This is a genomic window from Streptomyces sp. NPDC044002 (genome assembly GCF_056434525.1).
On sequence record NZ_JBWKEZ010000004.1, the window covers coordinates 85,578 to 110,573 of the forward strand.

The 24,996-nt window shown below is 75.6% G+C and carries 2 protein-coding genes and 2 pseudogenes; all 4 read left to right on the forward strand.

Annotation, left to right across the window (positions count from 1 at the left end; all coding sequences use genetic code 11):
• Positions 1-8 precede the first annotated feature (8 nt).
• A pseudogene (locus AC07A6_RS04625) lies at positions 9-86 on the forward strand (polyketide synthase docking domain-containing protein); the annotation flags it as partial.
• Between the two features lie 36 nt (positions 87-122).
• Positions 123-11,870: an SDR family NAD(P)-dependent oxidoreductase gene (locus tag AC07A6_RS04630; RefSeq protein WP_478776111.1), complete on the forward strand. Its 11,748-nt coding sequence runs from the start codon at positions 123-125 to the stop codon at positions 11,868-11,870.
• A 94-nt stretch (positions 11,871-11,964) separates the two neighbouring features.
• Positions 11,965-20,007: pseudogene (locus tag AC07A6_RS04635) on the forward strand (type I polyketide synthase); the annotation flags it as partial.
• 36 nt (positions 20,008-20,043) lie between these two features.
• The gene (locus tag AC07A6_RS04640; protein ID WP_478776061.1) at positions 20,044-24,984 is read left to right on the forward strand and encodes a type I polyketide synthase; all 4,941 of its coding nucleotides are present in this window, start codon (positions 20,044-20,046) and stop codon (positions 24,982-24,984) included.
• The last annotated feature ends 12 nt before the right edge of the window (positions 24,985-24,996 follow it).

Genomic DNA, 24,996 nt, shown 5'->3' on the forward strand with positions numbered 1-24,996 from the left:
ACGCCGCGATGGCGAACGAGGACAAGCTGGTCGAGTCCCTCAAGCGAGTGGCCGCCGAGCTCCACGAGACCCGGCAGCGGCTCAGTGAGGCCGAGAGCCGGGGCAGCGAGCCCATCGCCCTGGTGGGCATGGCCTGCCGCTACCCGGGCGGGGTCCGCTCCCCCGAGGACCTGTGGCGGCTGGTCGCCGAGGGACGCGACGCGATATCCGGGTTCCCGGCCGACCGCGGCTGGGACCTGGACACCCTCTACCACCCGGACCCCGACCACCCCGGGACCACGTACACCCGCTCCGGCGGGTTCCTGCACGACGCGCCGGAGTTCGACCCCGGCCTGTTCGGCATCTCCCCGCGCGAGGCACTGGCCATGGACCCGCAGCAGCGGGTCCTGCTGGAGACCTCCTGGGAGGCCCTCGAACGGGCCGGGCTCGACCCCGCCACTCTCAAGGGCACCCAGACCGGCGTGTACGTGGGCGCGGCGACGCCCGCCTACATCGTCGGAGGACACAACACCCAGGGCGGCGCCGAGGGCTACTCCCTCACCGGCACCTCCGGCAGCGTCGTCTCCGGACGGCTCGCCTACCACTACGGCTTCGAGGGCCCGGCCGTCACCGTCGACACCGCCTGCTCCTCCTCCCTCGTCGCCCTGCACCTCGCCGCCCAGGCCCTCCGCAACGGCGAATGCTCCATGGCCCTCGCCGGCGGCGTCAGCGTCATGTCCGTCCCCGGCCTCTTCGTCGAGTTCAGCCGCCAGCGCGGCCTGTCCGAGGACGGCCGCTGCAAGGCCTTCGCCGCCGCCGCCGACGGCACCGGCTGGGGCGAGGGCGTCGGCGTGATCGTCCTCGAACGGCTCTCCGACGCCCGCCGCAACGGCCACCGCGTCCTCGCCGTCATCCGCGGCTCCGCCACCAACCAGGACGGCGCCTCCAACGGCCTCGCCGCCCCCAACGGGCCCTCCCAGCAGCGCGTCATCCGCCAGGCCCTGGCCAACGCCCGGCTGCGCGGCCGGGACGTCGACGCCGTCGAGGCCCACGGCACCGGCACCACCCTCGGCGACCCGATCGAGGCGCAGGCCGTCATCGCCACCTACGGCCAGGACCGGCCGCAGGACGCCCCGCTGTGGCTCGGCTCACTCAAGACCAACATCGGCCACACCGCCGCGGCCGCCGGCATCGCCGGAGTCATCAAGATGACGATGGCGATCCGCAACGGCGTCCTCCCCAAGACCCTCCACGTCGACGAGCCCACCCCGCACGTCGACTGGACGGCCGGCGCCGTCGAACTCCTCACCGACGCCCGCGAATGGCCGGACCACGAACGGCCCCGCCGGGCCGCCGTCTCCGCCTTCGGCATCAGCGGCACCAACGCCCACCTCATCCTGGAACAGGCCGCGCCCGCGGAGGACGACGCCGCCGCCCCGGCAGCGGCCGGCCCCGCCCCCTTCACGGCCGCGGCCCCCACGCCCTGGCCGCTCTCCGGCCACAGCGGGGCCGCCCTGCGCGGCCAGGCCGCCCGCCTGCACGCCTTCGCCACCGGCACGGACACGGACACCGGCACCGGCTCCGGCACCGGCGCCGGAGCGGCCACCGCCGCCCCGCGCCCCGCCGACACCGCCCTCGCGCTCGCCGTCACCCGCTCCGCGCTCGCCCACCGCGCGGTCGTCGTCGCCGGCCCGGACACCGGCACCAGCACCGGCACCGGCACGGACTCCGGCACCGACGCCGCGGACGCGCTCGCCCGGCTCGCCGCCGGCGAGAGCTCCGCCCGCCTCGTCGAGGGCACCGCCGACATCGAGGGCAAGACCGCCTTCGTCTTCCCAGGGCAGGGCTCCCAGTGGGCCGGCATGGCCGTCGAACTGTACGGGACCTCCCCGGCGTTCGCCGCCCGCCTCGACGAGTGCGCCCAGGCCCTCGCCCCCCACACCGACTGGTCCCTCCTCGACGTCCTGCGCCAGGAGGACGGAGCCCCCGGCTTCGACCGCGTCGACGTCGTCCAGCCCGTCCTGTGGGCCGTCATGGTCTCCCTCGCCGAGCTGTGGCGGGCGAGCGGCATCGAACCCGACGCCGTCGTCGGCCACTCCCAGGGAGAGATCGCCGCCGCCGCCGTCTCCGGAGCCCTGTCCCTCCAGGACGCCGCGAAGGTCTCCGCCCTGCGCGCCAAGGCCCTCCTCGCCCTGGCCGGCAAGGGCGGCATGATGTCCGTCGCCGACACCGCCGACGCCGTCGCCGAACGCATCCGCGCCTGGGGCGACCGCCTCGCCGTCGCCGCCGTCAACGGCCCCCGCTCCACCGTCGTCTCCGGCACCCCCGAGGCCCTCGACGAACTGCTCGCCGCCTGCGAGGCCGACGGCGTCCGCGCCCGCCGCGTCAACGTCGACTACGCCTCCCACGGCCCCCAGGTCGAGGAGATCCGCGACGCCGTCATCGGCGCCCTCGCCGGCATCACCCCCCGCAAGACCCGCGTGCCGTTCCTGTCCACGGTCACCGGACGGCCCGTCGACGGCACCGAACTCGACGCCGAGTACTGGTACACCAACCTGCGCCGCACCGTGCGCTTCGAGGACGGCATCCGCGCCCTCCTCGAACGCGGCCACGGCTTCTTCATCGAGGCCAGCGCCCACCCCGTCCTCACCGTCGGCGTCCAGGAGACCATCGACGCCGCCGGCCTGCCCGCCGTCGCCCTCGGCTCCCTGCGCCGCGACGAGGGCGGCCCGCAGCGCTTCCTCACCTCCCTCGCCGAGGCCTGGACCCGCGGCGCCTCCCCCGACTGGACCGCCGTCCTCGCCGGACACGCCCCCCGCACGGTCGACCTGCCCACGTACGCCTTCCAGCGCAGCCGGTACTGGGCCGAGGCCGCGACCGGCGGCGCCGACGTGTCCGCCGCGGGACTGGCCGACGCCGGACACCCGCTGCTGGGCGCCTCCGTACGCTCCGCCGACGGCGACCGCTTCCTGCTGACCGGCCGGATCTCCCTCACCGGCCACCCCTGGCTCGCCGACCACGCCGTCGGCGACACCGTCCTCCTGCCCGGCACCGCCTTCGTCGAACTCGCCGTCCGCGCGGGCGACGAGGCGGGCTGCGGACAGCTGCGCGAACTCACCCTGGAAACCCCCCTCGCCCTGCCCCCGACCGGAACCGTCCAGCTCCAGCTGGTGGTCGGAGAACCCGCCGCCGACGGAAGCCGCCCGGTGTCCGTCCACGCACGGCCCGACGACTCCGGCGCCGACACCCCCTGGACCCGGCACGCCACCGGCGTCGTCGCCCCCGCCGCCGCTTCGGCGGCGGGCGTGGAGCTGGCGCAGTGGCCGCCGGCCGGGGCGCGGCCCGTGGACGTGGAGGGCTTCTACGAGCGGGCCGCCGCTGCCGGTTACGCGTACGGGCCCGCCTTCCAGGGGCTGAAGGCGGCCTGGGCGGTGGACGGGACGGTGTACGCGGAGGTGGTGCTGGATCCGGCGCAGCGCGAGGAGGCGTCCGCCTTCGGCCTGCACCCCGCCCTCCTCGACGCCGCCCTGCACGCCGCGCTCCTCGGGACCGGCACCGCCCCCGACGGCGTCCGGCTGCCCTTCGCCTGGAGCGGGGTCTCCCTGCACGCCACCGGAGCGGCCGCCCTGCGGGTCCGCATCACCCCGGCCGACAGCGGCGAACTCGCCGTGGACCTCGCCGACCCCGAGGGCCGGCCCGTCGCCACCGTGGACGCCCTCAGCCTGCTGCCCGTCAGCCCGGACCGCCTCCAGGGCCCCCGCACCGACACCCTGCACCGCGTCACCTGGAACGACGTCCCCCTGCCCGCCGAAGCGCCCGCCGACGGCTGGGCCGAGCTCGGCGGCGCCGGCTTCCCGGACCTCGGCGCGCTCACCGCCGCCCTCGACGCCGGAACCGCCGCCCCCACCCACGTCCTCCTCACCCACCCGCGCCCCGGCACCGCCACCGGCTCCGGCGAGGACCCGGCCCGCGCCGCCCGCACCACCACGGCCGCGCTCCTGGCCACCCTCCGCGACTGGCTCGCCGACGAACGCCTCGCCGCCCTGCGCCTCGTCGTCACCACCACCGGCGCGGTCCGCACCGGACCCGGCGACCCCGCACCCGACCTGACCCTCGCCCCGCTGTGGGGCCTGGTCCGCTCCGCCCAGTCCGAACACCCCGACCGCATCCAGCTCGTCGACCTCGACGGCACCGACGCCTCCCGCGCTGCCCTGGAACGGGCCGTCGCCACCGGGGAACCCCAGCTCGCCCTGCGCACGGGCACCGCCCTCGTCCCGCGTCTGGTCCGGGCCACCGACACGTCCGCCCAGGGCGGCGTCTGGGATCCGGAGGGGACGGTGCTGGTCACCGGCGGTACGGGTGCGCTGGGTGCGTTGGTCGCCCGGCACCTGGTCGCCGCGCACGGGGTGCGTTCCCTGTTGCTGACCGGTCGTCGTGGCGCGGATGCGCCGGGGGCGGTGGAACTGGCCGATTCGCTGCGGGCTTTGGGTGCCGTCGTGGACGTGGCGGCCTGTGACGCGGCCGACCGGGAGGCGCTGGCCGCGCTGCTCGCGGGGATTCCGGCGGACCGTCCCCTGCGGGGTGTGGTCCACGCCGCCGGCGTACTGGACGACGGACTGATCGGCTCGCTGACGGACGAGCGCCTGGACGCGGTGATGCGCCCGAAGGTGGACGCCGCGTGGAACCTCCACGAGCTGACCCGCGACCTCGACCTCACGACCTTCGTGCTCTTCTCCTCCGCCGCAGGTGTCCTCGGCAACCCGGGGCAGGCCAACTACGCGGCCGCCAACGCCTTCATGGACGCCCTCGCCGACCACCGCCGCCACCACGGCCTGCCGGCCAGCTCCCTGGCCTGGGGCCTGTGGGAGACCAGCGGCCTCACCGGCCACCTCACGGACGGCGACCTCGGCTGGGCCTCCCGCGCCGGCATCCTCCCGCTCAGCGCGGCCCAGGGCCTCGCCGCCCTCGACGCGGCCACCGCCGGCGCCACCGCTGACACCGACACCGAACCCGTCCTGGTCCCCGTACGCCTGGACGCGGCGACCCTGCGCACCCGCGCCGCCGCCGGGCTGCTGCCCGCACTGCTGCGCTCCCTGGTCCGCACCCCCGCCCGCCGCGCCGTCGAAACGGGCTCCGACACCGAGGCCTCCTCCCTCGCCCGGCGGCTCGCCCCGCTCGGCGAGAACGAACGCGAACGCGAACTCCTCGGCCTCGTCAGCGGCCAGGTGGCCGCCGTCCTCGGCCACGCCGACCCCTCCGCGATCCGCCCCGACGCGGCCTTCAAGGAACTCGGCTTCGACTCCCTCACCGCCGTCGAACTGCGCAACCGGCTGAACGCCGCCACCGGCCTCAAACTGGCCGCCACGCTCGTCTTCGACCACCCCACCCCGGCCGCCCTGGCCCGCCACCTCCTCTCCGGGATCCTCACCCCCGCCACCACCACCCCCGCCCCGGCCGCCCCCGCGCCCGCCCACGCCCCCGACGAGCCGATCGCGATCGTCGGGATGGCCTGCCGCTACCCCGGCGGGGTCGGCTCGCCCGAGGACCTCTGGCAGCTCGTCGCCGAAGGCCGCGACGCCGTCTCCGGCTTCCCCACCGACCGCGGCTGGGACCTCGACGCCCTCTACGACCCCGAAGGACGCCGCCCCGGCACCTCGTACACCCGCAACGGCGGCTTCCTCTACGACGCCGCGGACTTCGACCCCGAACTCTTCGGGATCTCCCCGCGCGAGGCCGTCACCATGGACCCGCAGCAGCGGCTCCTCCTCGAAGCCTCCTGGGAGGCCTTCGAACGCGCCGGACTCGACCCGGCGGAACGCAAGGGAACGCGCACCGGCGTCTTCGCCGGCGTCATGTACCACGACTACGCCAGCCACGTGGAGCGCGCCGCCGACAGCGCCGAGGGCTACCTGCTCACCGGCACCTCCGGCAGCGTCGTCTCCGGCCGCCTCTCCTACGCCTTCGGCCTGGAGGGCCCGGCCGTCACCGTCGACACCGCCTGCTCCTCCTCCCTCGTCGCCCTGCACCTGGCCGCCCAGGCCCTCCGGGCCGGCGAGTGCACCATGGCGCTGGCCGGCGGCGTCACCGTCATGGCCACCCCCAGCGTGTTCGTCGAGTTCAGCAAGCAGCGCGGACTGTCCACCGACGGCCGCTGCAAGTCCTTCTCCGCCGCGGCGGACGGCGCCGGCTGGTCCGAAGGCGCCGGCGTGCTCCTCCTGGAGAAGCTCTCCGACGCCCAGGCCAACGGCCACCGGGTCCTCGCCGTACTCCGCGGCTCGGCCGTCAACCAGGACGGCGCCAGCAACGGCCTGACCGCCCCCAACGGCCCCTCCCAGCAGCGGGTCATCGAACAGGCCCTCGCCAACGCCCGCCTGACCGCGCACGACGTCGACGCCGTCGAGGCGCACGGCACCGGCACCACCCTCGGCGACCCGATCGAGGCCCAGGCCCTCCTCGCCACCTACGGCCAGGGCCGGCCCGAGGACCGGCCGCTGTGGCTCGGCTCCGTCAAGTCCAACATCGGACACGCCCAGGCCGCCGCCGGCGTCGCGGGCGTCATCAAGATGGTCATGGCCCTGCGCGAAGGGATCCTGCCCAAGACCCTGCACGTCGACGAGCCGTCGGCCCACGTCGACTGGTCGGCGGGCGCGGTGGAACTCCTCACCGAGGCCGTGGACTGGCCCGAGACCGGCCGTCCGCGCCGCGCGGGCGTCTCCTCCTTCGGAGCCAGCGGCACCAACGCCCACGTCGTACTGGAACAGGCCCCCGCGACGGCACCGGCACCCGCGGCCGCCGACACGGACGGCGAGACGGACGGCGGCCCGGTCACCTGGACCGTCTCCGGCCGCGGCCCCGAGGCCCTGCGCGCCCAGGCGGCACGGCTCGCCGAGTACGCCCGTACGCACACCGGCCTGGACCCGCGCGCCGTCGCGCACTCCCTCGCCACCACCCGCTCCGCGCTCGAACACCGGGGCGCGGTGACCGCCACCGGCCTGGACGGCCTGCTGGCCGGACTCGACGCCCTGACCGGGGCCGCCAAGGCCCCGGTCCAGCCCGGGAAGCTGGCCCTCCTGTTCTCGGGGCAGGGCGCGCAGCGCCCGGGGATGGGGCGCGAGCTGTACGACGCCCAGCCGGTGTTCGCCACCGCGTTCGACGAGGTGTGCGGACACTTCGACTTCCCGCTGAAGGACCTGGTGTTCGGCGGCGGGGACAAGGTGCACCGGACGGAGTTCACCCAGCCGGCGCTGTTCGCGGTCGAGGTGGCGTTGTACCGGCTGGCGGAGTCCTACGGCATCCGTCCGGACTTCGTGGCCGGTCATTCGATCGGTGAGATCGCCGCCGCGCACGTGGCAGGCGTTCTCTCGCTGGCCGACGCGGCCCGTCTGGTGGCGGCCCGCGGTGCGCTGATGGGCGCACTGCCGGAGGGCGGCGCGATGGTGTCGGTCCGTGCTACGGAGGAGGAGATCCGTCCGCTGCTGTCGGCGGATGTCGACATCGCGGCGGTCAACGGGCCGGAGTCCGTGGTGATTTCGGGTTCGGAGGATGCCGTCCTGGCCGTGGCCGCCACCCTCGCGGACCAGGGCCGCAAGACGAAGCGCCTGACGGTCTCGCACGCTTTCCACTCGCCGCTGATGGAGCCGATGCTGGAGGCGTTCCGCGAGGTCGCCGAGACCCTGACCCACGGGACCCCGGCCATCCCGGTCGTCTCCAACGTCACCGGCGGGCAGATCACCGAGTTCACCGCCGAGTACTGGGTCGAGCACGTCCGCGGCGCGGTCCGCTTCGCCGACGGGGTCCAGTACCTCGCCGCGCAGGGCGTCGCCCACTACCTCGAACTCGGCCCGCAGGGCGTCCTCGCCGCCATGGCGGGGGAGTCCCTCCCCGAGGGCTTCTCCGGGCTCCTGGCCCCCGTGCTGCGCAAGGACCGCCCCGAGCCGGAGGCCTTCCTCGGCGCCCTCGCCGAGGCCTGGACCCGCGGCCTCCCCGTCGACCGGGCGGCCCTGGCCGGCGGTACGGCGGCGGCCCCGGCCCCCGTGGACCTCCCGACGTACGCCTTCCAGCGCAGCCGCTACTGGCCGCGCCCCGCCGCCTCCGCCTCCGCGGACGTGCTCGCGGCCGGACTCGGCGCTGCCGGACACCCGCTGCTCGGCGCCACCGTGACGCCCGCCGACGGAGGGCAGTTGCTGCTCACCGGGCGGATCTCCCTGCACACCCACCCCTGGCTCGCCGACCACGCGGTGGCGGGAACGGTCCTGCTGCCCGGCACCGCCTTCGTGGAACTCGCGCTCCGCGCGGGCGACGAGGCCGAGTGCGGCGAGCTGGAGGAACTCACCATCGAGACGCCCCTCGTCGTCCCCGACCGGGGTGGCGTCCTGCTCCAGGTGCTCGTCGGGGCCGCGGAGGAGGACGGCGGGCGGCCGGTGAGCGTCCACTCGCGTCCCGAGGACGCCGACGCCGTCTGGACCCGGCACGCCGCCGGACGGCTCGCCCCTGCCCCCGAGACGGCCCCCGAACCCCTCTCCGACCTGGCCGTATGGCCTCCGGCGGACGCCGAGCCGGTCGACCTCGACGGGTTCTATGAGGGGCTCGCCGCGGCCGGTTACGGGTACGGGCAGGCCTTCCAGGGGTTGGCCCGGGCCTGGCGTCGGAGCGACGGTGACGTGGTGTTCGCCGAGGTGGGGCTGCCCGATGCGCAGCAGGATGAGGCGGGCTGGTTTGCACTGCATCCGGCCCTGCTCGACGCTGCGCTGCACGGGCTCGCTGTCGCCGGGCCGGCCACGGACGCGGGGCAGGTCCGCCTGCCCTTCGCCTGGAGCGGTGTGCGTCTGCACGCCGTGGGCGCGTCCAGGCTGAGGGTGCGGCTGACGCCGGCCGGCCCGGATTCCCTCTCGCTCGACATCGCGGACCCGGCCGGGCACCCGGTCGTGTCCGTCGCCTCGCTGGCGACCCGTACGGTCGCCGCCGAGCAGCTGACCGCCGCCGTGGCGGGCGCCGGACACTCCGACGCCCTGTACCGCCTCGACTGGACCGCCGCTCCGCCGGCCGCCGGAACCCCCGGCGGGCCGCGGGTGACGATCGGCGGCGCGGGTGCGGACCACGCGGACCTCGCTTCCCTGCGGGCCGCCCTCGACGAGGGCGCGCCGGTCCCCGCCGCGGTCCTCCTGCACACCGGATCCCCGGCCGGCGCCCCGGCCGCAGGAGCGGCCCGAGCCGCGCACGGGACCACCGCCGCGCTGCTCGACACCCTCCAGACTTGGCTGGCCGACGAGCGCCTCGGGGCCACCCGGCTGGTCGTCGCCACGCGCGGCGCGGTCGCCGTACTGCCCGGCGAGGACGTCACGGACCTGGCTCAGGCGCCCCTGTGGGGTCTGGTACGGGCCGCGCAGGCCGAGAACCCCGGCCGCTTCGTCCTCCTCGACACCGACGCCGACGGTGCCAGCGGACTCCCCGTACCCGACGCGGTGTTCACCGGGAACGAGCCGCAGGCCGCGCTCCGCGACGGCGCGCTGCTCGTACCGCGCCTGGTCCCGTCCGCCGCCCCGGGCGGCGCCCTGGTGCTGCCCGCCGGCTCCTCCTGGATCCTCAACAGCACCCGGGCCGGGACGCTCGACAGCCTGGGCTTCGTACCGTCCCCGGCCGCCGGGATGGAGCTCGCCGAGGGCGAGATCCGCGTCGCGGTCCGCGCCGCCGGCCTGAACTTCCGCGACGTGATGATCGCGCTCGGCATGTACCCGGGCCTGGCCCGCATGGGCAACGAGGGCGCCGGCGTCGTCACCGAGGTGGGCCCCGGCGTCACCGGCATCGAGGTCGGGGACAAGGTCACCGGCCTCATCCGGGGCGCGTTCGGCCCCGTCGCGGTCGTCGACCACCGCCTGGTGGTCCGCATCCCCGACGGCTGGACCTTCGAGCAGGCCGCCGCGATCCCGACCGTGTTCCTGACCGCCTACTACGGGCTCGTCGACCTGGCGGGCCTGAAGGCCGGCGAGCGGGTCCTCGTCCACGCCACCGCCGGAGGCGTCGGCATGGCCGCCGTGCAGCTCATCCGCCACCTGGGCGCCGAGGTGTTCGGCACGGCCAGCGAGGGCAAGTGGGACGTGCTGCGCGAACTCGGCCTGGACGAGGCGCACATCGCCTCCTCCCGCGACGCCTCCTTCGAGGAGCGCTTCGCCGCCGCCACCGGCGGCGAGGGCGTCGACGTGGTCCTGGACTGCCTGGCCGGCGAGCTGGTCGACGCCTCGCTGCGGCTGCTGCCGCGCGGCGGCCGCTTCCTGGAGATGGGCAAGACGGACGTCCGCGACCCCGAAGAGGTCGCCCGGCTCCACCCCGGAGTGACCTACCAGGCCTTCGACATGGTCGAGGGCGCCGGTCCGGAGCGGATCGGCGAGATGCTCGCCGAGCTGGGCCGGCTGTTCGACGCGGGAGTGCTCCAGCCGCTGCCCGTCCGCAGCTGGGACATCCGGCACGCCCCCGAGGCGTTCCGCTTCATGAGCCAGGCCAAGCACACCGGCAAGATCGTGCTCACCATCCCGCAGGGCTGGGACCAGGCCGGAACGGTCCTGGTCACCGGCGGCACCGGAACCCTGGGCGCGCTCGTCGCCAAGCACCTGGTCACCACGCACGGCGTACGGCACCTGCTGCTCGCCGGCCGACGCGGCCCGGACGCCCCCGGAGCGGCCGAACTGATCGCGGAGATCGCCGAGTTGGGCGGATCGGCCGAGGTGGTGGCCTGCGACGCCGCCGACCGCGACGCGCTGGCCGGCCTCCTCGCGGCGATCCCGGCCGACCGGCCGCTGCGCGGCGTCGTCCACACCGCAGGGGTCGTCGACGACGGCGTCCTCGCCTCCCTCGACGCCGACCGTCTGGACCGCGTGATGCGGCCCAAGGCCGACGCCGCCGTCAACCTGCACGAACTCACCCGCGACCTGGACCTCACCGCCTTCGTCCTCTACTCCTCCGTGGCCGGCGTCATGGGCGGCCCCGGCCAGGGCAACTACGCGGCGGCCAACTCCTTCCTGGACGCGCTCGCCCAGCACCGGCGCGCCCACGGCCTGCCGGGTGTCTCCCTCGCCTGGGGCCAGTGGGCCGAGTCCAGCGGCATGACCGCCGGGCTCGACACCGCCGACCTCGCGCGGATGAGCCGCAGCGGTGTCCTGCCGCTCGCCACCGAACAGGGCCTGGCCCTGTTCGACCAGGCGGCACGCCACGACGAGGCCCTGCTGGCCGCCGTACGCCTGGACACCACGGCACTGCGCGGCCAGGCCGACGCGGGCAGGCTGCCCGGTGTGCTCAAGGGGCTCGTACGGGCCTCCGTACGCCGGGCCGCGGGCGAGGCGGCCGCCGCATCGGGGGCCTCGGCCCTCGCCGAGCGGCTGTCCCGGCTCACCGGCGCCGAACGCGCCGAAGCCCTCCTCGACCTGGTCCGCACCCAGGTGGCCCACGTCCTCGCGCACCCCAACCCGGCGGCCATCGACACCGAACGCGGCTTCCTCGACCTCGGCTTCGACTCGCTGACGGCCGTGGAACTGCGCAACGGACTCGGCGCGGCCACCGGGCTCCGGCTCCCGACCACGCTCATCTTCGACTATCCGTCGCCCGCCGCCCTCGCCGGTTTCCTGCACACGGAACTGGACCCGGGCGAGGGCACCCGGGAGGCCGCGGTGCTCGACGCCATGGCCGGCTGGGAGGCGGCCGTCGCCGCCCTCCCGGAGGGGAGCGACGGCAGGGAACGGGCCGTGAACCGGCTGCGCTCGATCCTCTGGAAGCTCGAACAGTCCGGCACCGAGAACGACACCGACGAGGAAACACGGACCTCCGACGGGACCGCGGAGATCACCTCGGCGAGCGACGACGAGATGTTCGCCCTCATCGAGAAGGAACTCGGTCTCAGCTGATCCGCGCCCCCTGTACGGGCCCCGTCCTGACCGTCCCACCGGAGGCACTGCCACGATGGCCAGCAGTAACGAAGACAAGCTCCGCGACTACCTGAAACTCGTCACCGCCGACCTCCAGCAGACCCGCAAGCGTCTGCAGGCCGCGGAGGCGAAGGAGCAGGAGCCGATCGCCATCGTCGCCATGGCCTGCCGCTACCCGGGGGACGTCGGTTCGCCGGAGGACCTGTGGCGGCTGGTGGCGGAAGGCGGCGACGGCATCGTCGCCTTCCCCACCGACCGCGGCTGGGACCTCGACGCCCTCTACGACCCGGACCCGGACGCCCACGGCGCCAGCTACGTCCGCGAGGGCGGGTTCGTCCACGACGCAGCCGGGTTCGACGCGGGCTTCTTCGGGATCCCGCCGCGCGAGGCCCTCGCCATGGACCCCCAGCAGCGGCTCTTCCTCGAATCCTCCTGGGAGGTCTTCGAACGCGCCGGGATCGACCCCGCCACCCTCAAGGGCAGCCGTACCGGCGTCTTCGTCGGCGCCGGGAACCCCGGCTACCTGGGCGGCGGCACCGGCACCCCGCACCGCGAGGTCGAGGGCTACACCCTCACCGGCAACGTCAACAGCGTCATCTCCGGCCGCGTCGCCTACACCTTCGGGCTGGAGGGCCCGGCCATCACCGTCGACACGGCCTGCTCCTCCTCCCTCGTCGCCGTCCACCAGGCCGCCCAGGCCCTGCGCGCCGACGAGTGCTCCATGGCGATCGCCGGCGGCGTCACCGTCATGCCCAACCCGTGGCTGTTCCAGGAGTTCAGCCGCCAGCGCGGCCTGGCCGCCGACGGCCGCTGCAAGGCGTTCTCCTCCACCGCCGACGGCACCATCTGGGGCGAGGGCGTCGGCGTCCTCCTCCTGGAGAAGCTCTCCGACGCCCGCCGCAACGGCCACCGCGTCCTCGCCGTCGTCCGCGGCTCCGCCGTCAACCAGGACGGCGCCAGCAGCGGCCTCACCGCCCCCAACGGGCCCTCCCAGCAGCGCGTCATCCGCCAGGCCCTCGCCAACGCCCGTCTCGCCCCGCAGGACGTGGACGCGGTCGAGGCGCACGGCACCGGCACGGCCCTCGGCGACCCCATCGAGGCCCAGGCCCTGCTGGCCACCTACGGCCAGGACCGGCCCGGGGACCGGCCGCTGCTGCTCGGCTCCGTCAAGTCCAACATCGGCCACACGGCCGCCGCGGCCGGTGTCGCGGGCATCATCAAGATGGTCATGGCCATGCGGGAGGGCGTGCTGCCGCGCACCCTCCACGTTGACGAGCCCACCCCCCAGGTCGACTGGTCGGCCGGCGCCGTGGAACTCCTGACGGAGTCCGTGGACTGGCCCGAGACCGACCGTCCGCGCCGGGCCGGCGTCTCCTCGTTCGGCATCAGCGGCACCAACGCCCACGTGATCGTCGAGCAGGCGCCCGCCGGCGCACCGGAGGAACAGCGGCCCGCCCCGGCCACCACCGGGCTCCTGCCGTGGGTGCTCTCGGCGCACAGCACGCAGGCCCTGCGCGGCCAGGCCGAACGCCTCCTCGGCCTCGACACCGCCCTCCCGGCGGCGGACGTCGCGGCAGCGCTCGTGACGACCCGCTCCGCGCTGGAGCACCGCGCGGTGGTCCTCGCCGGGGACACCGACGGCTTCCGCTCCGGCCTGCGCGCCCTCGCGGACGGCACCCCGGACGGCTCCCTGTCCGAGGGCACGGCACGCCCGGCGAAGCTGGCCTTCCTCTTCTCCGGCCAGGGCGCGCAGCGTCCGGGCATGGGCCGTGGGCTGTACGAGGCCCAGCCGGTGTTCGCCGCGGCCTTCGACGAGGTGTGCGGACACTTCGACCTGCCGCTGAAGGAGATCGTCTTCGGGGGAGGGGAGGAGGTCCACCGGACGGAGTTCACCCAGCCGGCGCTGTTCGCGGTCGAGGTGGCGTTGTACCGGCTGGCGGAGTCGTTCGGTCTGCGTCCGGACTTCGTGGCCGGGCATTCGATCGGTGAGATCGCCGCCGCGCACGTGGCAGGCGTCCTCTCGCTGGCCGACGCGGCCCGTCTGGTCGCGGCCCGTGGCGCGCTGATGGGTGCCCTGCCCGAGGGCGGGGCGATGGTCTCGGTCCGCGCCACGGAGGAGGAGGTCCGTCCGCTCCTGTCGGCCGATGTCGACATCGCTGCGGTGAACGGCCCGCAGTCCGTGGTCATTTCCGGCGCCGAGCAGGCCGTCCTGGCGGTGGCCGCGCAGCTGGCCGAGCAGGGCCGCAAGACCAAGCGCCTGACGGTCTCGCACGCCTTCCACTCGCCCCTCATGGAGCCGATGCTGGAGGCGTTCCGCGAGGTCGCAGGCACCCTCACCCACTCCGCGCCCTCCGTCCCGGTCGTCTCCAACGTCACCGGCGGGCAGATCACCGAGTTCACGGCCGACTACTGGGTCGAGCACGTCCGCGCCGCCGTCCGCTTCGGCGACGGCGTCGCCCACCTCGCCGGACGCGGCGTCGGACACTTCCTGGAACTCGGTCCCGCCGGGGTGCTCACCGCGATGGCCCGGGAGAGCCTCCCCGAGGACTTCGACGGCCTGGTCACCACCGCCCTCGACAAGCGCCGCCCCGAGCCGGAGGCGTTCCTCGGCGCCCTCGCCGAGGCCTGGACCCGCGGCCTCCCCGTCGACTGGACGCCCCTCCTCGCCCCCGCCACCCCGGCGACCTCCGTCGAACTGCCCACGTACGCCTTCCAGCACCGCCACTACTGGCTGACCCCCGAAACCGGCACCCCCCGCGACACGGCCGAGGAGCGGTTCTGGCAGGCCGTCGACGAGGAGGACGTCGACACCCTCATCGCCACCCTCGACATCGACGGCGACAAGCCGCTGCGCGAAGCCCTCCCCGACATGGCCTCCTGGCTGCGCCGCCGCCGCGCCCCCGAGACCCGCACCGCCCTCGCGGCCCTGCACTCCGCGCCCGACGCGGAGGCCGACGAGGCCGCCGGATCGGCGCTGCGCGAGAAGCTCCGCGACCTCCCCGAGGCGGAGCAGCTCCGTACCGTCCTGGACCTCGTACGCGCCCACGCCGCCGCCGTGCTCGGCCACGACGGGCCGGCCGCCATCGACCCGCAGCGGGCCTTCAAGGAGCTCGGCTTCGACTCGCTGGCCGCCGTCAACCTGCGCAACCGGCTCAACAACGCCACCGGCCTGCGGCTGCCCACCGCCTTCGCCTACGACCACCCCACCCCCGCCGCCGTCGCCGCCCACGTCCGGGCCGAAGTGCTCGGCGAGCACACCGCCGCCGTCACCGGCCACCTCGCGGGCGCGGCCGCGCACGACGAGCCGATCGCCATCGTCGCCATGGCCTGCCGCTACCCCGGCGGGGTCCGCTCGCCCGAGGACCTGTGGCAGCTCGTCGACACCGGCGCCGACGTCATCAGCCCCTTCCCCGTCGACCGCGGCTGGGACCTGGAGGCCCTCTACCACCCGGACCCCGACCACCCCGGCACCAGCTACGTCCGCGAGGGCGGGTTCCTCCACGACGCCGCCGACTTCGACCCGGCCTTCTTCGGGATCTCCCCGCGCGAGGCCGTCGCCATGGACCCGCAGCAGCGGCTGCTGCTGGAGGCCTCCTGGGAGGCCTTCGAGCGGGCCGGCATCGACCCGACCAGCGTGAAGTCCACCCCCGTCGGCGTCTTCGCCGGCGCCACCCAGCCCGGCTACTTCGGCGGGCTCCAGCAGATGGGCGGCGAAGGCGTCGAGGGCTACTCCCTCACCGGCAACCTGACCAGCGTCATCTCCGGCCGCATCGCCTACACCTTCGGGCTGGAGGGCCCGGCCGTCACCGTCGACACCGCCTGCTCCTCCTCCCTCGTCGCCCTGCACCTGGCCGCCCAGTCCCTCCGGGCCGGCGAGTGCACCATGGCGCTGGCCGCGGGCGTCACCGTCATGCCGACACCCGACCTGTTCGTGGAGTTCAGCCGCCAGCGCGGCCTGGCCGCCGACGGCCGCTGCAAGGCGTTCTCCGCCGACGCCGACGGCACCGCCTGGTCCGAGGGCGCAGGCGTCCTCCTCCTGGAGAAGCTCTCCGACGCCCGCCGCAACGGACACCGCGTCCTCGCCGTCGTCCGCGGTACGGCCACCAACCAGGACGGCGCCAGCAACGGCCTCATGGCCCCCAACGGGCCCTCCCAGCAGCGCGTCATCCGCCAGGCCCTCGCCAACGCCCGCCTGACGGCGCAGGACGTCGACGCCGTCGAGGCGCACGGCACCGGCACCGCCCTCGGCGACCCCATCGAGGCCCAGGCCCTGCTGGCCACCTACGGCCAGGACCGGCCCGGGGACCGGCCGCTGCTGCTCGGCTCGATCAAGTCGAACATCGGCCACACCTCGGCCGCCGCCGGCGTCGCCGGCGTCATGAAGATGGTCATGGCCATGCGCCACGGCGTACTGCCCAGGACCCTGCACGCCGACGAGGCCACCCCGCACGTGGACTGGTCGGCCGGTGCTGTGGAACTGCTCACCCGGGCCGTGGACTGGCCCGACACCGGCCGCCCGCGCCGGGCCGGCGTCTCCTCGTTCGGCGTCAGCGGCACCAACGCCCACGTGATCATCGAGGAGGGCCCGCAGGAGGAGCCGGCGCAGGAGCCCGCACCCGCCGCCGAGCCCGCGCCCGCGGAGCTGCTGCCCTGGCTGGTCTCCGCACGCACCCCCGACGCCCTCACCGAACAGGCGCGCCGCCTGCGGGACCTGACCGCCGCCCGCCCCGAACTGGACACCGCGAGCACCGCCTCCGCCCTGCTGGCCTGGCGCGCCCAGCTGGAGAGCCGCGCCGTGGTCCTCGCCGACAGCCACGAGGGCTACCTGGAGGGCCTCGACGCCCTCGCGGCCGGCGCCTCGGCGCCCGGCACCTTCCGCGGCGAGGCCGTCGCGGGCGCCCGCACCGCGTTCCTGTTCTCCGGGCAGGGCGCGCAGCGCGCGGGCATGGGCCGGGAACTGTACGACGCCCAGCCGGTGTTCGCCGACGCCTTCGACGAGGTCTGCGCCCACTTCGACCTCCCGCTGAAGGACATCGTCTTCGGCGGCGGGGACGAGGTCCACCGCACCGAGCACACCCAGCCCGCGCTGTTCGCCGTCGAAGTCGCGCTCTTCCGCGTACTGGAGTCCTACGGCATCCGCCCGGACTTCGTCGCCGGCCACTCGATCGGCGAGATCGCCGCCGCGCACGTCGCCGGGGTCCTGTCCCTCGCCGACGCGGCCCGCCTGGTGACCGCCCGCGGCGCGCTGATGGGTGCGCTGCCGGAGGGCGGCGCGATGGTCTCCGTACGGGCCGCCGAGGACGACGTCCGCCCGCTGCTGCCCGCCGACGCGGACGTCGCGGCGGTCAACGGCCCCGAGTCCGTGGTGATCTCGGGCGCCGAGGACGCCGTCCTCGACGTCGCCGCGAAGCTGGCCGAACAGGGCCGCAAGACCAAGCGCCTGACCGTCTCCCACGCCTTCCACTCGCCGCTGATGGAGCCGATGCTCGACGCGTTCCGCGAGGTCGCCGAGACCCTCACCCACTCCGCTCCCGTCATTCCGGTGGTCTCCAACGTCACCGGCGAGCAGATCACCGAGTTCACCGCCGGCTACTGGGTCGAGCACGTCCGCGCCGCCGTCCGCTTCGCCGACGGCGTCCGGCACCTCGCCGCCCAGGGCGTCACCCACTACCTCGAACTCGGCCCGCAGGGCGTCCTCGCCGCCATGGCGGGGGAGTCCCTCCCGGACGACTTCTCCGGACTGCTCACCCCCGTCCTGCGCAAGGACCGCCCCGAGCCGGAGGCCTTCCTCGGCGCCCTCGCCGAGGCCTGGACCCGCGGCCTCCCCGTCGACTGGACACCGCCGCTCGCCGACCGGCCCGCCTGCCGGGTCGACCTCCCCACGTACGCCTTCCAGCACGGCCGCTACTGGCTCGACGCCGCCCCCGCCGGATCCGGCGCGCCCACCGCGCAGGACGAGGTCGACACCGAGTTCTGGGCGGCCGTCGAACGTGAGGACCTCCAGGCCCTCACCGGAACCCTGCGCCTCCCCGACGAGGAGCAGCTGCGCGGCGTCCTGCCCGCCCTGTCCACCTGGCGGCGCGCCCGCCGCGAGCAGCACACCATCGACTCCTGGCGCTACCGCATCACCTGGAAGCCCGCCCCCGACCCGGCCGCCGCCCGCCCCGACGGACACTGGCTGCTCGTCGTACCCGAGGGCACGGACCCCGCCGGGCCGCTCGCCGACCGGGCCGCCGCCGCGCTCACCGCCGCCGGAGCCACCACCACCGTCCTGCACCTCGACGCCACCACCGCCGACCGCGCCGACTGGGCCGCCCGGCTGCGCACCGCCAACGGCACCGGCCCGGAGCCCGCCGGCGTGCTCTCCCTCCTCCCGCTCGACACCCGCCCGCACACCGCCCAGCCCGGGGTCAGCGCCGCGCTCGCCGCGACCGCCGCCCTGGCGCAGGCCCTCGGGGACGCCGGCACCGGCGCCCCGCTGTGGAACCTGACCAGCGGCGCCGTCTCCACCGGCCCCTCCGACCCGGCGGACGACCCCACCGGCGCCCAGGCCCAGGTGTGGGCCCTCGGCCGGGTCGCCGCCCTCGAATACCCCGACCGCTGGGGCGGCCTCGTCGACGTCCCCGGCGACCTCGACGAGCGGGCCGCCGCCCGCCTCGCCGCCGTCCTCGCCGCACCCGCCGGCGAGGACCAGCTCGCCGTCCGCGGCGCCGGCGTCCAGGTACGCCGGCTGCGCCGCGCCCCCGCCCCCGCAGCCCGCCCGGACTCCGCACCCTGGCGGCCCACCGGAACCGTCCTCGTCACCGGCGGCACCGGCGCCCTCGGCAGCCGGCTCGCCGGCTGGCTCGCCGAGGGCGGCGCCGACCACCTGCTGCTGACCAGCCGGCGCGGCGCGGACGCCCCCGGCGCCACCGAACTCGCCGCCGCCCTGCGCGCGTCGGGCACCGAGGTCACCCTCGCCGCCTGCGACGTCGCCGACCGCGACCAGCTCACCGCCCTGCTGGCCTCCGTACCGGCCGACCGGCCGCTGACCGCCGTCGTCCACGCCGCGGGCGTCTCCGACAACGGCTTCATGGACGAGGTCACCGCCGAACACCTCGCCCACGTCCTGCGCCCCAAGGCCGTCGCCGCCGACCTGCTCGACGAACTCACCCGCGGCCTCGACCTGTCTGCGTTCGTCGTCTTCGCGTCCAGCGCCGGCATGTGGGGCAGCGGCGGCCAGGCCGCCTACGCGGCCGCCAACGCCCACCTCGACGCCCTCGCCGAACGCCGCCGCGCCCACGGCCTGCCCGCCACCGCCGTCGCCTGGGGCCCCTGGGCCGAAGCCGGCATGGCGGCCTCCGAGGACATCGACGAACACCTGCGCCGCCGCGGCGTGATCGGCATCGCCCCCGGCACCGCCATCGCCGCCCTCCAGCAGGCCCTCGACCTCGACGAGACCTGCGTCGGCGTCGCCGACGTCGACTGGGCGCTGTTCGCCCCCACCTACACGGCCATGCGCCACAGCGCGCTGATCGGCGAACTGGCCGACGTACAGGCGGCGCTGGCGGACGACGAGCCGGGCACCGGGCAGGGGGCCGCCGCCTCGGCCGCCGCCCTCCGGCAGCGCCTCGCCGCCGCCGCGCCCGCCGAACAGCAGCACATCCTCGTCGAACTGGTCCGCGGACACGCCGCCGCGGTCCTCGGCCACCGCACCGCCGACGGGGTCCAGGAGGCACGGCCCTTCAAGGACCTGGGCTTCGACTCGCTCAGCGCCGTCGAACTCCGCAACCGCCTCGCGGCCGACACCGGCCTCAAGCTGTCCGCCACCCTCCTCTTCGACCACCCCACCCCCGCCGCGCTCGCCCAGCACCTGCGCGAACACCTGCAGGACGGCGACGTCGAGACGGACCGGTCCGTCCTCGCCGACCTCGACCGCATCGACGCGGCCCTCACCCGGCTCACCCCGGACGACGGGGCCCGCCACCGCATCGCAGGCCGGCTCCAGGTGCTGCTCACCAAATGGGGCGGCACCCACCCGGAGAAGGCCGAAGAAGCCGACGCCCACGACGAACTGGCGTCCGCCTCGGCCGAAGAGATCTTCGCGTTCATCAACGAAGAGCTCGGCAAGTCGTAGCCCGTGCCGGAACGTCATCCAAGGAGCTCCCGCCAGATGGACAACGAACAGAAGCTGCTCGATCACCTCAGGTGGGTGACCGCCGAGCTGAAGCAGACCCGGCAGCGGCTGCGCGAGGTCGAGGCGGACGAGCCCGAGCCCATCGCCGTCGTCGGCATGGCCTGCCGCTACCCGGGCGGCGTCCGCTCGCCCGAGGACCTGTGGCGGCTCGTCCGCGACGGCCGCGACGCCGTCTCCGGCTTCCCCGCCAACCGCGGCTGGGACCTCGACGCCCTCTACGACCCCGACCCCGACCACCTCGGCACCACGTACGTCCGCGAGGGCGGCTTCGTCCACGACGCGGGCGACTTCGACGCCGACTTCTTCGGCATCTCCCCCCGCGAGGCCCTCGCCATGGACCCCCAGCAGCGGCTGCTGCTGGAGACCGCCTGGGAGGCCTTCGAGCGGGCGTCCGTCGACCCGACGGCGGTCGCCGGCAGCCGGACCGGCGTCTACGTCGGCACCACCTACACCGGCTACGGCAGCGACCGGGAAGGGGCCGCCGAGAACGTCGAGGGCCACCTGATGACCGGCATCGCCACCGCCGTGTCCTCCGGGCGCCTGTCGTACGCCTTCGGGCTGGAGGGCCCGGCCGTCTCCGTCGACACCATGTGCTCCTCCTCCCTCGTCGCCATCCACCTGGCCGTGCAGTCCCTGCGCCAGGGCGAGTGCGCGCTCGCCCTCGCGGGCGGCGCGCAGATCATGTCGACGCCCGAGGTGTACGTCGAGTTCAGCCGCCAGCGCGGACTCTCCCCCGACGGCCGCTGCAAGCCGTTCGCGGCCGCCGCCGACGGCACCGGCTGGTCGGAGGGCGTCGGCGTCCTGCTGCTGGAGAAGCTGTCGGACGCCCGCCGCAACGGCCACAAGGTCCTCGCCGTCGTCCGCGGCTCCGCCGTCAACCAGGACGGCGCCTCCAACGGCCTGACCGCCCCCAACGGCCCCTCCCAGCAGCGGGTCATCGAGGAGGCCCTCGCCAACGCCCGGCTCTCGCCCCACGAGGTCGACCTCGTCGAGGCGCACGGCACCGGCACCACCCTCGGCGACCCCATCGAGGCCCAGGCCCTCCTCGCCACCTACGGCCGCAGCCGCCCCGAGGGACGCCCCCTGCACCTGGGCTCCATCAAGTCCAACATCGGCCACTCGGCGGCCGCCGCCGGCGTCGCGGGCGTCATCAAGGCCGTGATGTCCGTACGCGACGGGGTGCTGCCCCGCAGCCTGCACATCGACGGGCCCACGCCCGAGGTCGACTGGTCCTCCGGCGCCGTCGAGCTCCTCACCGAGGAGCGGCCCTGGCCCGCCACGGAGGGCCCCCGCACCGCGGCCGTCTCCTCCTTCGGCGCCAGCGGCACCAACGCCCACGTCATCGTCCAGTACGCCGGCCAGGACGCGGACGCCGAACCCGCCCCGCGGTCGCCCGAACCGGTCCTCCCCGCCGCCACCCTGCCCTGGGTGCTCTCCGGCCGCACCGCCGAGGGCCTGCGCGGCCAGGCGGCCCGGCTGCGCGCCTTCGCCGACGAAGCCGCCACCACCGTCTCCGAGTCGGCCATCGGCCTCGCCCTGGCCACGACCCGGGCCGGGCTGGAGCGGCGCGGCGTCGTCCCGGCGGGCTCGCGGGCCGGCCTGGACGCGCTGGCCGCCGGGCTCCCGGCGGCGGACGTCGTGGACGGAGCCGTGGTGACGGGCGCAGACCGCCCGGTGTTCGTCTTCCCCGGGCAGGGCTCGCAGTGGGCGGGCATGGCGGTGGAGCTGTACGAGGCCTCGCCGGTGTTCGCGGCCCGTCTGGACGCGTGCGCCGAGGCCCTGGCCCCGCACACGGACTGGTCGCTGCTGGACGTGCTGCGGCAGGAGGACGGCGCGCCCGGCTTCGACCGGGTGGACGTGGTCCAGCCGGCCCTGTGGGCGGTGATGGTGTCGCTGGCCGAGCTGTGGCGGGCCGCCGGTGTCGTTCCGGCGGCGGTCGTCGGGCACTCGCAGGGTGAGATCGCCGCCGCGGCGGTGTCCGGCGCCCTGTCGCTGGAGGACGCGGCCAAGGTGTCCGCGCTGCGGGCCCGCGCCATCGTGGCCCTGGCCGGCAAGGGCGGCATGGTGTCGGTCGCGGACGTCGCCGACGCGGTGGCGGAACGTATCTCCGCCTGGGGCGAGCGCCTGGCCCTCGCCTCGGTGAACGGTCCGCAGTCGACGGTGGTTTCGGGTGATCCGGAAGCGCTGGACGAGCTGATGGCGGCCTGCGAGGCCGACGGCGTCCGGGCGCGTCGCATCAACGTGGACTACGCCTCGCACGGCCCGCAGGTGGAGTCGATCCGCGACGAGGTCATCGGCCTCCTGGCCGGGATCGAGCCGCGTACGGCCGAGGTGCCGTTCTTCTCCACCGTGACCGGGGAGTGGGCCGACGGCTCCGAGCTGGACGCCGAGTACTGGTACACCAACCTCCGCCAGACCGTCCGCTTCCAGGACGCCGTCAGTGCCCTGCTGGAGCGCGGCCACGGCCTGTTCGTGGAGTCGAGCGCCCACCCGGTGCTGACCATCGGCGTCCAGGAGACCATCGAAGCCGCCGGCTCCCCGGCCGTCACCCAGGGCACCCTGCGCCGTGACGAAGGCGGCGCCCAGCGGTTCCTGGCCTCCCTCGCCGAGGCCTGGACCCACGGCGCCCCCGTCGACTGGCAGGCCGTCTGCGACACCCCGGACGCACCCGCCGACCTGCCCACGTACGCCTTCCAGCGACGCACCTACTGGCTGGAGGCCGCCCCGGCAGCCGACCGCACCCCCGTCGTGGACGAGGCCGAGGCCGGCTTCTGGAACTCCGTCGAGAGCGCCGACGTCACCGCCCTCGCCGACACCCTCGCCCTCCAGGACACCGGGCCGCTCCGGGAACTGCTGCCCGCCCTGTCCGCCTGGCGCCGCGACCGCCGCGAGGCGAGCGCGCTCGACGCCCGCCGCTACCGCATCACCTGGAAGCACCTGCCCGACGCCGCACCCGCCCGCCTCCACGGCGACTGGCTGCTGCTGGCCCCCGCAGGCATCCCCGACGGCACCCCCGCCGGGCCCTTCGCGGAGCTGCTCACCACCCACGGCGCCCGCGCCCACCTCCTCACCCTCGACCCCGCCCGGGCCGACCGCGACGCGTGGGCCGGGGCCCTGCGCACCCTCCAGGACGACCACGAGCCGTTCACCGGAGTCCTCTCCCTGCTCTCGACCAACGAGGACGCCGGCCTCCTCGGCACCCTCGTCGCCACCCAGGCGCTCGACGACGCCGGCATCGAGGCCCCCCTGTGGGCCCTCACCCGCGGAGCCGTCGCCGCCGGCCCCGAGAACGCTCCGCGCAGCGCCGTACAGGCACAGGTCTGGGGCCTCGGCCTCGTGGCCGCACTGGAACGGCCGCGCGGCTGGGGCGGCCTCGTCGACCTCCCCGCCGACCTCGACGAGGCCGCCGCGGCCCGCCTCGCCGGAATCCTCGCGGGCCGGGACGGCGAGGACCAGATCGCGATCCGCACCGCGGGCACCTACGTACGCCGCCTCGTCCGGGCCGCCCTGCCCGACGGCGCACCCGCCCGCGACTGGCAGCCGTCCGGCACCACCCTGCTCACCGGCGCCGCGGGCCCCCTGGGAGCCGAGGCGGCCCGCCGCCTCGCCGCCGCGGGCGCCGGCCACCTCCTGCTCACGGCCACCCCCGCGGAACTCACTCCCGCCCTCGAAGCCCTCGCCGGCGAACTCACCGCCGACGGCACCGAGGTCACCCTGGAGGAGTGGGACGGCGCCGACCCGGCGGCGCTCGCCGCGCTGACCGCCCGCGCCGAGCAGGCGGGACGGCCCGTCCGCACCGTCGTCCACGCCGCCGCGCACGTCGAACTCACCCCCCTCGCCGCCACCACCGCCCGCCACCTCGACGAGGCCCTCGCCGCGAAGGTCACCTCCGCCCGGGCCCTCGACGAGGTGTTCGGCACCGACGGCCCCGCCCTGGACGCGTTCGTCCTGTTCTCCTCCGTCACCTCCTACTGGGGCGGCGGCGAGCACGCCGCGTTCGCCGCGGCCAACGCCCACCTGGACGCCCTCGCCCAGCAGCGCCGCGCCCGCGACCTGCCCGCCACCGCCGTCGGCTGGGGCGTGTGGGACCTGTTCGACGCCGAAGCCCACCCCGACGAGGCGCGCGAACTCCACGAACGCTCCGCACAGCGCGGCCTGCCGCTCCTCGACCCCGCGGCGGCCCTCCACGCCCTGCGGCAGGTCCTCGGCCACGACGAGACGGCCGTGGCCGTCGCCGACGTCGACTGGGACCGCTTCCTGCCCCTGTTCACCTCCGCCCGCACGGGACGCCTCACCGAGGACGTCCCGCAGGCCCGCCGGATCCTCGACCGGGCCGGCCACGGCGGCGACGAGGCAGCCGGGGACACCGGAGCGGCCGACGCGCTGCGCCACAAGCTCGCCGAACTGTCCGGCGAGGAACAGGACCGCGTCCTCACCGACCTGGTGTGCGGCCACGCCGCCGCCGTCCTCGGCCACGCCTCGTCCGGCGCGGTCGACGCCGCCCGCGCCTTCAAGGACCTCGGCTTCGACTCGCTGACGGCCGTCGGCCTGCGCAACGGGCTGAACGCCGCCACCGGCCTCACCCTGCCCGCCACGATGGTCTTCGACTACCCCACCCCCGGCGCCCTCGCCGGCTACCTGCGCGGCCTGCTCCTGGACGGCGGCGCCGCCCGGCGCGAAGAGGCCACCGCGGAATCCGTGCACGGCGACCTCGACCGCATCGAGTCCGACCTGCTGTCGCTGGCACCCGGCCAGGAGGAGAGCAAGAACCTCACCCGCCGCCTGGAGGCACTGCTCTCCCGCTGGAAGGACGCACAGGCCGCCGCGGACGCCGAATCCGTCAGCGGAAAGCTCGACGCGGCGTCCGACGAAGAGATATTCGCATTCATCCGCAAGGAATTCGGCCGCCCGGAGTAAGGGCGTCCTCCG

What these genes read in the sequence shown, in the direction of transcription:
- AC07A6_RS04640 (WP_478776061.1), top strand. Translation starts at nt 20,044, where the DNA reads ATGGACAACGAACAGAAGCTGCTCGATCACCTCAGGTGGGTGACCGCC.